Annotated in this window: 6 protein-coding genes; 3 read left to right on the top strand and 3 right to left on the bottom strand. The window is 51.4% G+C overall.

From position 1 onward, the window contains the following. Window positions 1-448 precede the first annotated feature (448 nt). A complete protein-coding gene (locus tag LKK83_RS02125) occupies window positions 449-898 on the bottom strand; it encodes a YlqD family protein (protein ID WP_324629134.1) in 450 nt (149 codons plus the stop codon). An 85-nt stretch (window positions 899-983) separates the two neighbouring features. Further along, the gene (locus tag LKK83_RS02120; RefSeq protein WP_324629133.1) at window positions 984-2,984 is read right to left on the bottom strand and encodes an AMP-dependent synthetase/ligase; all 2,001 of its coding nucleotides are present in this window, start codon (window positions 2,982-2,984) and stop codon (window positions 984-986) included. 393 nt (window positions 2,985-3,377) lie between these two features. Here LKK83_RS02120 and LKK83_RS02115 point away from each other — a divergent pair, with 393 nt between their 5' ends. Further along, complete coding sequence (locus LKK83_RS02115) at window positions 3,378-4,169, top strand: hypothetical protein (RefSeq protein ID WP_324629132.1); 792 nt, start codon at window positions 3,378-3,380, stop codon at window positions 4,167-4,169. 256 nt (window positions 4,170-4,425) lie between these two features. Here the strand turns inward: LKK83_RS02115 and LKK83_RS02110 are convergent, their stop codons facing one another. Then, entirely contained in the window at window positions 4,426-5,298 is an 873-nt protein-coding gene (locus tag LKK83_RS02110; RefSeq protein ID WP_324629131.1) for an MBL fold metallo-hydrolase, read from the bottom strand. A 92-nt stretch (window positions 5,299-5,390) separates the two neighbouring features. On the opposite strand from LKK83_RS02110, the gene LKK83_RS02105 reads away from it, so the two are divergent. Together LKK83_RS02105 and LKK83_RS02100 are read left to right on the top strand one after the other, a co-directional pair. Continuing rightward, complete coding sequence (locus tag LKK83_RS02105; protein WP_324629130.1) at window positions 5,391-5,651, top strand: hypothetical protein; 261 nt, start codon at window positions 5,391-5,393, stop codon at window positions 5,649-5,651. A 331-nt stretch (window positions 5,652-5,982) separates the two neighbouring features. Then, window positions 5,983-8,736, top strand: coding sequence for a cation-translocating P-type ATPase (locus tag LKK83_RS02100; RefSeq protein WP_324629128.1), 2,754 nt, complete (start codon window positions 5,983-5,985; stop codon window positions 8,734-8,736). Window positions 8,737-8,824 lie beyond the last annotated feature (88 nt).

Genomic DNA, 8,824 nt, shown 5'->3' with positions numbered 1-8,824 from the left:
ATTGTGAAATTCTCTTAACCTTTAGTTTTCCGAGGTTTTCGGAGGGCTGTTTTGTCTCGGTTTACACCGTTTTGTTTCGGCCAACCATCAGACTTACCATCCTCTGGGGGGGTCAGCCTCGGGGGCTGTATTCCTTGCCCCGCTTACGTTTCGGGCATTTATCCTCCACTTTTGCGGGAACGAATCGCACAAGCAAGATTCAATTGTAACCCGATCTGTCCCGTTGCGGATCGCGGTGCGGGGGTGGGGGGATGGTGGTGTGCCGATCGCGTTTCCCGTGCAATCTGCGAGTTGCGTGAAGGCGCTCAACGGGCAACGGTTGCCGGGGTCAGCCTCGGGGTTTTCCCCGGGCAATTGAGCGGGGAGTGCGCGATCGCACCCCCGTGTGAGTGTTGCAACTGCTCGAGGAAGCGCGATCGATTGAGTGGCGATCGCCCAGGTTTTGCGGTTACAAATCACCGCGAATTTCTTCTACCACGCCATCGCGCACCACTATTTCCACCTGCATTTTTTTCGCCAAATCGTCGCCTCTTTCCACCTGAAAAAAGCTGTCTATCTGACCGCTTGCCACTTCCCCTTCCATTTCCAGGGTTTGCACTTGTTGTAAATCTTGCAGAATTTTATTTTTCTGGTCGAGCATTTCTTTTTGCTTTTGGCTCACCTGAACCTTGACATTTTCAATTTGTTGTTGTACTTGAGGTCCGGGGGGTTGCAGACCTTGACTTTGCAGGTTAGAAATCATCTGTTGTCCCTGCATTTCCAGTTGCTGCATTTGGCGGTCAATTTGGTTAATTTGGTTTTGCAGTTGTTGCTGGACTTCCTCCTTCCAGCGCGGGGTGACAATCGCCTTGACCACGCAAGAGCGCTTCAACGTTAATTTAGAATTAGAGACATCCATAGAAATCTGACCTCTGGGAAATTTTAAAGAACTTTCCGTGCCGGAAATTGGCAACGCTATGCTAGCACGAACCGCGCGAATCGGATTAAGAGCGGGCAAACATATCGGCGATCGCCTCCCGATAGCGCTCCATCACCACAGGTCTTTTGATTTTCAACGTTTGAGTTAGCAAACCATTGTCCATCGAAAACGGTTCGGCGATCGTGCGAAACGGACCGATCCGGTCATCCGGTCGATAAGAGGGACGATTTTTCACCTCGCGATTTAACTCCTGACGAAACAACTCCCGAACTTGTGGACTCTCCAGAGTAATTTCATCGGGAGATAATTCCCCACCCGATTCAGAACCGGGTAAACGCAATCGCAGATTTTGCGCCGCCGCCCACTTTTCCAATGCATCGAAATCCGGGACGATCAAAGCACCGAGACTCCTTTCGTCTTGACCGACGAGCATAATTTGGGAAATATACGGACTTCGCAAACATGCATCTTCAATCGGTTGCGGTTCGATATTTTCGCCGTTGGTGAGGACGATGGTATCCTTTGCCCGACCGGTGAGCACTAAATCCCGTCCGGGGGTCATCCACCCCAGATCTCCGGTATCGAACCATCCTTCCGGATCGATCGCCTTGCGGGTGGCTTCCGGGTTTTGATAATACCCTTGCATCACTTGCGGTCCGCGCGCCAACACTAATCCTTTTTCGCCAATCGGAAGCGGTTGACGAGTTTCGGGATCCACGATGCGGATGTCGGTTTCGGCAAGCGGGCGTCCGGCGGATCCGCGCAGGTTATGCCAGAAGCGCCGCGCGGTCAGCACCGGCGAGGTTTCGGTTAACCCATACCCGACCAGCACTTGCAAGCCGACGATTTCTAAAAAGCTTTCGATGTGCATGGCGAGGGATCCGCCGCCACTGATAGCATATTTGAGTTTGCCCCCGGTGGCTTGGCGGACTTTTTTGTAAACCAGTTGAACGCCGATCGCGTGCAAGGGCCACAGCAGCACTCGCTGAATCGCCGCTACTCCTTTTTCCTTCACCCTGGGGGGATGCGCTGACAGGTGCAGTCCTTTCAGGGTGCGTCCGGCTTCCACATAACGCTGACTAAATCCGAGCAAGGTATTGACTAATTTTTGCTTATTGGCCGGCTGCTGGCGGAATTGCTTTTGCACCCCGTCATAAATCGATTCCCAGAGTCTGGGAACTGCAACCATAAATTGCGGTTGATGTTCTTTGAAGTCGGATTTTAGGGAGCGCAGGTTGGTATAAATTTGGGTACAGCCTTGGGAGAAGCAGAAATACTCGCCAGTTCGTCCAAAGGTATGCCAGGTGGGTAGGATGCTGAGCAGGCGATCGCCCGGTTGCGGCTGAATCACCCCGGAAAGGTTGGTGATTTGGTGCAGCAAGTTGCCGTGGGTGAGCATGACGCCTTTGGGGAAGCCGGTGGTGCCGGAGGTGTAAATTAAGGTGGCGACGGTATCGCGCTTCAGGGGGGCGGGTTGTCGCTGCGCCTTGGCACCTTTGGCCATTACTTCGCTGTAGGTCAGGACCGGCACCGGCAGGGTCTGTTCCCGGATCGGTTCTTCTTCCGAGAGCAAGACGATCCACTGGATGGGCAGGTCATCGAGTCCGGGCCGCAGTTTGTTCAACACTGCCCGGTTGTCCACCACGAGGGCCATGCTGCCGCTGTGTTTGAGGATATAAAGCAGTTCTTCGGCATCGGCGTCGGAACCGCGCACCACATCTGCCGCACCGGCCATAATCAATCCGCTATCGGCAATAATCCACAGGGGACTGTTGTTGGCAAACAAGGCGACGCGGGGTGGGAGGCGATCGGCGATCGCGGGCAGTCCCAAGGCTTGCACCCCCGCCGCAAATTGCTCCATGCGATCGACCAGTTGCCGATAGGTCAGTTTGACTTGGGGTTTGGCGTGGGGGTCGAATAAAGCGAGAATGTCGCCAAAGCGCGATCGGGTCTGGGGCCACATTTCGGCCAGGGATTCAATCGATCGATATTCTGGCTGTTGCTTTAAATAGGCTTTTTCTCGCGGGTCGATTGTCGTAGGACTAGAAGAGGCGATCCGATTCATGGCGCAAAGTGGGTGTTGGGGAAACGGTTCTGGTTTACCAGGTTAGTATTGATAAAAGATTACATTAGCCTAAACATTTTCGGGACGGTTTGGCAACTGACCCCGGTGATTGTTTCACCCCTGTCTCGGTGCGGTTAGGCTGTTTGCAGAGGGTCGCGATCGCCGCTTTCCCGTGACGGGCTATCTTGTTTTCTCTATTGCCACCGGCGCAAAATTTTATCCTCTAAATGGACTGACGGGCAATTCTTTCCCGTGGGGGTTTATTTTTTTTCAGAATTGGTGCAATCTTCCGCGCCCGGATCGGCTCGGGTTTTCGTGGCTTTCGCGCCGGCAAACCTCCACCAATCTCTCAAAAAAACAGTCGTTTTTCCAGGATTATACCCTGCAATCGAGATGATAAAATCCCAATCTTCGATCGCGTGGCTGAGTTGTTTGATGTTGCTATCCGCTTGTGCCAATTTCCCGACCTCGGGGATGCCTGTAGACTCTTCTCCCAACCCTTCTGCGGCTGCATTTGAATTGCGATCGCCGCTTCAAATTGGCGATCGCGTGGTAGAGGGGTCGATTACTGTAGAACAAATTGCCGAATTGATGGGGGAAAAAATTCCCCTCGGTGCGGATGACCCGAAAGCTTACGAGTTTCTCTCCACGCCCTCCGGTCCAGTTCGCGTGGAAACCTGTGGGGAATATTTCGCGGCGATCGCTGATGGCGCTTTCGCCCAAAGTACCTTCGACATGACAATGGAAGGCTTCTTTAAACGGGCGTGCAATCCGCTCAAATACCTACAGTCTGCCACGGTTCCTACCCAAAGTTACCTCCCGGAATTTGTCTTAACCGACTTCGATGCTTTACCCGTTATCCTGATGCGCGGCATTAACCCGGATGCAGCGGCACAATTAGAAGAAGATACCGCCCAAGGTGTCACCTTGGCCGATTATATCGCCAACACTAAACTGGTGATTACCCGTCAAACTCCCTACGAGCTAGAAGTGGAAGAAGAGGGGGGCATGTTGTTCTCTTGGCGAGAAGTGGTTCGGGCAGATTTCAATGGCGATGGTTTGGAAGATATGCTGGTATTTGCCAACCAAAACTCTATGGAAGGAACCTTTCGCAGTTATTCCCATTGGCTGTTAGAAAAAACCGAGGACGGTGAGGGAATTTATCGCGTTTCTGCCCTAGATTAATCGGCGATTTTATGCCTCATTGACTCCCTAACTCATTCCCAGCACATGCTGGGAATGCCCCTTCCAAGGCTCTGCCTCTCCCAGTAACCATACCCCATAATTTTGCCGCGTTTCTATCAAAATTGTTTCGTTTTTTTGCTCCAAATCGGTGCGTGTCCGGGGGATGAATTGGCCTGTTTTGTGTTTCGATGGGGTAGCCCCGGCCACACACCCTACGGTTAATTTTAAACGGGTTTGTTTGGCCAAGGGGAAAAACTTATTGATGTTTCATCCAGGCAATGCACTGGTGCAATTGCTTTTTCATGGTTTTGCGATCGCTGTGGTAGCGGCGACCGTGACCGGGTAGCACCCATTCAAAGGAATACGCTGGCAGTTTTTCCATCGATTGGATTAACTCAGACCAATCATACCAACAAACCCGACGGAAGGCAATTAATTGATTTAAGGTGTCTGACCATGCCAGATGATCGCCGCTAAAGAGGAATTTATTATCGTACAATAACACGGTGTGACCTTTGGTGTGGCCGGGGACAGGAATCACTAACAAATCCGGGGCGAGTTGGATGGGGTCTAAACCTTCGAGTTTGATTTCTACATCGCGGGTTTTGGGATTGATTTCTTCTTGATGAAGTATGCGTAGACAACCAAAGCGATCGTGAAATTTTTGATGATCTGCCACATCATCGCGATGGGTGAGGTACATCAATTGCACGCCGCCCATTTCTTCCAATCGCTTCACCAACGGTGGCGAATACCGAGGCGAATCCACTAAAATATTCCCGGAGGGGCGGCGAATGAAATAACTTGCCGCACCAAAAGAACTTTCGGCATGATAGCCGCAATGGTAAACGTTGTCATCCACTAAAAGGGGAAAGCTTTGTTGAGCTTGTTTGATATCTGTCGGTTTGTGGACCGTACCGATGGAAGCGGTGGGACAGGATAAAAGGGCCTGCATCGCGCGCAGTCTTTCGGTGTCGGTTTCCGGTTGATGATGAACTGCTGACTGTTTCCCTTCGCGATCGAACACTTCTGGGGTCATCCACCGACAGGTATCGCAATCAATGCAGGTGGTATCTACGTAAAATTCGCCGCTGAGGTTTTCGGTTCTTCTTCGATCTAAGGTTGCCATATTTCTCCTTTGGTTTGACAGCAATAAAATTATGCGAAAAATTGTAATATTTCAAAAAGCTGCTGTAAATTCGCATAAAATCCCGAACTGCTATGTTAAACCCCGTTACCGAACCCGAGGATTTTTTGCGGATTGGATTTTGGGCGATCGACTGTTGCGATCGCGCGGGTTTTTCGCATAGCGGGTATTTTTTTATTGTAGCTGGTGGCCGTGACGGAGTAGAAATACTCAGGGTCAGTGGAGATTGGGTGAATCGCCCCATAGCAGGGGAATTGGGGTCATCCCATCGGTTTTCTCACCGGGGAATTGGGGTAGCGATCGCGACAACTCAGCGCAATGCACACTTTTGCTGATTTGTCAATATCCCTACAGTTCAATTGACGCATAGAGACAGTTTGCTACAATTCAGATAACGCAAAAAAATAAACTTCCTTTTAACAAAGGAGCGATTAATTTTTTTCCGAAGAGAATGGGCGAGCCGAGGTAGGCAATTGCTCATTTGGCAAAGGGTTTTCCCTAACATACCCATAATAATTTTCTCAAATTTTAGCGAAAATCGTGGCTGTTTGCGAGGGCAACGGGAGCGATTTATCGGAGAATTGCCCTAGCAGTCGGGCGAAGTTTGCAATAGAAAATTTTCCAGCAATTAAGCAAACTGACCGTAGATTAATATCGGGAGGAAGAATGACAGAAATTCCCCAGAAACCCTGGACAAAATCCACAGAAGAAATCCAGCAAAAACTGGATGTTTCCCAGAAAGAGGGACTGAATAAATCCGAGGTCGAAAAGCGGCGGGAGGACTATGGTGCGAACCGCTTAAAAGAAGCGAAAACCCGCAGCAAGTGGGATATTTTAATCGAGCAATTCAAAAGTCTGATTATTGGATTATTAGCCGTAGCGGCGATCGTCTCCTTTATTGTGGGAGAGTGGATCGAGGGCATTGCGATTTTAATTGCGATTTTAATTAACGCTGCCATTGGGTTTTTTACCGAAGTGAAGGCGGTGCAGTCCATGAAATCGCTGCAAGAATTAAGCAAGACAAAAGCTCACGTGCGGCGAGACGGACAAGTCGAAGAAATTCCGGCAGAAGAAGTGGTTCCGGGAGACATTGTAGTGCTTTCCAGTGGGGAATTAATCCCGGCGGATTTGCGATTGATTGAATCGTCGAAATTGCAAATTAATGAATCTTCCCTTACTGGGGAGTCAGTGCCGGTCTCGAAAAGTACCGAACCGATGGCGGAAGACGCCTCCCTAGCGGACCGGAAAAATATGCTTTATAAAGGCACTGCCCTGACGCGCGGAAATGGGGAAGGGGTGGTGGTTGCCATTGGGATGCAGACGGAATTGGGAAATATTTCCGAGATGGCACAGGAGGCGGAGGAAGAAAAAACGCCTCTGGAACAACGCCTGGACAAGTTGGGGCGGCGGTTAGTGTGGGTGACGCTAGGGATTGTGGCGGTGGTGGCGATCGCCGGCATTCTCGGCGGGAAAGATTTATTTTTGATGCTCGAAACTGCGATCGCCCTGGCAGTTGCTGCCATCCCGGAAGGATTGCCAATTGTAGCTACAGTGGCCTTGGCGCGCGGCATGTGGCGCATGGCGAAACGCAATGCTTTGATTAACCAGCTTTCTGCGGTGGAAACCCTGGGCACCACCAGCGTTATCTGTACGGACAAAACCGGGACGCTCACCGAAAACCGGATGACGGTGACTAAAATTATCTTACCCTCCGGTGAGATCGAAGTCACCGGGGAATCCCTGGAACCGAAAGGGGAATTCAAACAAAACGAGAGCAAAATCGACCCCAACGACCACCCCATTCTGGGCGATTTGCTCGAAGTGGGAGTGCTGTGCAATAATGCCGCTTTGCAACCGGAAAACTCCAACGAAAGTCGGGTGGTGGGAGATCCGATGGAAGTCGCACTATTAATCGCTGGGGGCAAAGCGGGACGCGATCGCGATGCCTTGCTCGAAAAAATGCCCGAAGCGCGAGAAGTTGCCTTCGATCCGGAAACCAAAATGATGGCCACATTTAACGAAATCGACGGCCAGTATCGGGTGGCGGTGAAAGGCGCACCAGAAGCGGTTCTCGAAGTATGCTCGCACATCAAAACCGACGACGGTGAGGAAGAAATGGACGGCGATCGCACCCAACAGTGGAAAGATCGCAGCAACGACCTCGCCGCACAAGGATTGCGGATTCTCGCCCTGGCAGAAAAAACCGCCTCCGCCACAGACACCGACCCTTACTGTAATCTCACTTTGTTAGGTATTGTCGGATTGCTCGATCCGCCGCGCCAAGATGTGCGAGACGCCTTAAACGAATGTCACGACGCCGGCATTCGCGTTATCATGGTCACCGGCGATCAACCCGTCACCGCCCGCAATGTGGGAATATCCGTGGGATTGACCGACGATGAAAATGCCGAGGTGGTGCGGGGGAAAGAACTGAAAAATCCCGAGGAACTATCGGACGAAGAACGCCGCCGCATGGTGGAAGCGCCGATTTTCGCCCGGGTTAGCCCGGAGCAAAAGCTGAATTTAATTACCTTGCATCAGCAAAATAATGCCGTGGTGGCGATGACCGGCGATGGGGTCAACGATGCACCGGCTCTGAAAAAAGCCGATATCGGCGTGGCAATGGGCGCAAGAGGCACTCAGGTGGCGAAGGAAGCCTCGGATATGGTGCTGCAGGATGATGCGTTTGCCAGCATTGTGGCGGCGGTGGAACAAGGACGGGCGATTTTTAACAATATCCGCAAGTTTACTTTATACTTGCTCTCCGGAAATGTGGGAGAAATTATCGCCGTGGGTGCCGCTTCTATTGTCAATGCACCGCTGCCGTTGTTACCCTTGCAAATTTTGTATCTGAACGCCATTAATGATGTGTTTCCCGCTCTAGCGTTGGGTGTGGGCGAGGGGGAACCAGCCCTGATGGAACGTCCGCCCCGGAATCCGCAAGCGGGTATTCTCACAAAGCGCTATTGGTGGGCGATTTCCGCCTATGGCGTCCTGATTGCGGCAACTACCGTGGGCGCGTTTGCGATCGCCTGGTACAGTCCCAATATTGAAGTGCAGCAACTCGACCCCTCACAGCAAGGCATGGAGGCTAACAAAGCCATTACCATTTCCTTTCTCACTCTCGCTTTCGGACGCTTGTGGCATGTGTTTAACATGCGCGACAATTCCTCCGGTTTATTCCGCAATGAAATTACCAAAAATCCCTATATCTGGGGCGCACTCCTGATTTCTATCGGTTTGCTCTTATGTGCGGTGTACGTTCCCGGTCTTTCTGATGTCCTGAAAACCGTTCCTCCCGGTCTCAATGGTTGGATTGTCATTCTGGGCATGAGTTTCGTGCCATTGGTTATCGGACAAATTGCTAAGGTGATTATTGGCGATCGGGGGCAGAAAAAATCCTCCCAGCAATCCGGTTAGAGTAAGCGGGGGATTGAAATCGCGCCTTGGCAATCCAAGTCCGCCTATGCGGACTCATTCTTTTTGCAACATTCCTCCGCACATCATA

Source organism: Phormidium sp. CCY1219, assembly GCF_035615515.1.
Taxonomy (GTDB): Bacteria; Cyanobacteriota; Cyanobacteriia; order Cyanobacteriales; family Laspinemataceae; genus CCY1219.
The sequence above is the reverse complement of the archived record's forward strand: the minus strand, read 5'-3'. Positions and strand labels throughout refer to the sequence as shown.